The 2,000-nt window shown below is 57.1% G+C and carries 1 protein-coding gene and 1 pseudogene; both read right to left on the reverse strand.

All coding sequences use genetic code 11. The annotated features are described in order from the left end of the window. Positions 1–60 precede the first annotated feature (60 nt). Entirely contained in the window at positions 61–1,149 is a 1,089-nt protein-coding gene (gene ltrA / locus B5V02_RS00715) for a group II intron reverse transcriptase/maturase (RefSeq protein WP_167458312.1), read from the reverse strand. 556 nt (positions 1,150–1,705) lie between these two features. Next, a pseudogene (locus B5V02_RS00725) lies at positions 1,706–1,948 on the reverse strand (IS6 family transposase); the annotation flags it as partial. Between the last annotated feature and the right edge of the window lie 52 nt (positions 1,949–2,000).

The following is a 2,000-nucleotide window of genomic DNA, read 5'->3' on the forward strand; positions in this document are numbered from 1 at the left end:
GGCGTCTCAGGCGACGATATTTCGACATTGCCCAGCGTGCCAGGCGCAGATCGAGATGCATCAATGCTCGGGAAGTGCCGATTTGTGATACCGGCCATAATAGTTCATCCAACCGCGCAGGATCGGATTGAACATCTTGGCCAGATCGTTGATGCGCTTGTCGATACGGCGGTCAAGCTGCCAGTCCCGTATCGTCTGACGGATGGCTTTCGCGGCCCGGTTGCTCATGCCAGGACTGAAGTTGACGAAGGTCTTGCCCCATCGGTTCATCGCCAGTCTCGGCCGAAAGGTATAGCCGAGAAAGTCGAATTTCCGGTTCGGGTAATATCCTCGCCGAACGTTATCCTTACAGTACACGATCTGTGTCTTGTCTGGATGTAACGTCAGTCCGCATTCAGCAAACCGCCGCTCAAGTTCCGCTTGCAACTTTTGAGCCTGACGCTCGCTGCTGCAATGACAAACAGCATCATCGGCAAAGCGTTCAAACGGAATACCAGGATGGTGTTTGGCCATCCACCGATCGAACGCATAGTGCAAAAAGAGGTTCGCCAGCAAGGGTGAGATAACTGATCCCTGCGGGGTTCCCCTCTCCCGAGGCTCCAAGGTGCCGTTCTCCAGTTGCACGGGAGCCGTCAGCCACCGTTCAATGTATAACAACACCCACGTGCAGTCGGTGTGCTTTCGCACCGCCCGTAGCAGCAGGTCGTGTGGAATGGTGTCGAAGAATGCCCGAATGTCGAGATCGAGAACCCAGTCATGACGCCAGCATCTCTGCCTTGCCATACCCACGGCCTCGAGTGCCGACTTGCCGGACCGATACCCATAGGAATCGGGATGGAAATGTCTTTCCAGTTCCGGTTCCAGGTACGCCTTCACCACCCCTTGCGCAATCCGGTCGGAGACCGTTGGAATACCCAGCGGTCTTGAACCACCTTGGCGCTTCCTGATTGCGACCCGTTTGACTGGCGGTGGAAAGTAGCTGCCCGATGACAGTCGGTTCCAAAGCTTGAACAGGTTGTTCTTCACATCCCGGTCAAAGGCTTCAATCGACTGATCATCGACCCCGGCTGCTCCCCGGTTCGCCCTTACCCGTTGATAAGCCTCCCAAACAACGCGTTTGGGAATATCGAACGGCTTTGCGTTACCCAAAGGCTCCTCCCGCATGACGGTTGACCTTTCGATAAAGCTGGACAGTGTTGCGCCTTCGCTCCAACGCCATTACAGCACCTTCCTCGCTACTACACGCAACTCCGTCCCTGTGCCCCGCATCGGTACTCGGGTCCTCATGGTGCTTCCACTTGGACGTCTCCCTTGGCATCGGGGCGACAGGTTCCCACGTTCCGCACAAGAGCCTGAAGCAAGGTCACGCCGCCTTCATGCCGGACGCCATCTGGGCAGTAGACAGGTATCTCCCAGACTTGTCCCGGGCTAACGAAGCCCACCCGGTTTTGACGCCATCTATGCACTTTTCGACACGTCTTCAGCGGTTCGCTCACGCTCGTCTCCTTGCATCTTACCTGACCGGATCAAGTCCGGCCTTTTCCTCAACGCTCACCACCATCGCTCTTTACGACAGCAGCTTGAGGTGGTTTGAAGCCTGCTCCTGCAAGCCGGCTTCGAGGGGCCAGCCCTCATCTCCTGTGCAGCATGGCTGCTTGGGAAGTGCCTAAATCATAGCTCCTCCTTCGCGCCTTCGTGGCGCACCCTCATCGAGGTGCCAGATATCGTCGCGGCTTGGCTGCTTGCGGCGCAACCGGCGGGCGTAGTCGGGCCCGAACTTCTTTCCCCATCGGCGGATTGTCTCATAGGAAACCACGATCCCGCGTTCCAGCAACATTTCCTCGACCAGACGCAGGCTCAAGGGGAACCTGTAGTAAAGCCAGACTGCATGGGCGATGATCTGCGGCGCGAAACGATGGCGCTTGTAGCTGACGGTTGCGGTGTTCATGCCGTCGCGTTTATGCCGCAAATCCCTGACCGCGAGTTAAGTTGATAACGCC

Source organism: Mesorhizobium kowhaii (genome assembly GCF_003253745.1).
GTDB lineage: Bacteria > Pseudomonadota > Alphaproteobacteria > Rhizobiales > Rhizobiaceae > Mesorhizobium > Mesorhizobium kowhaii.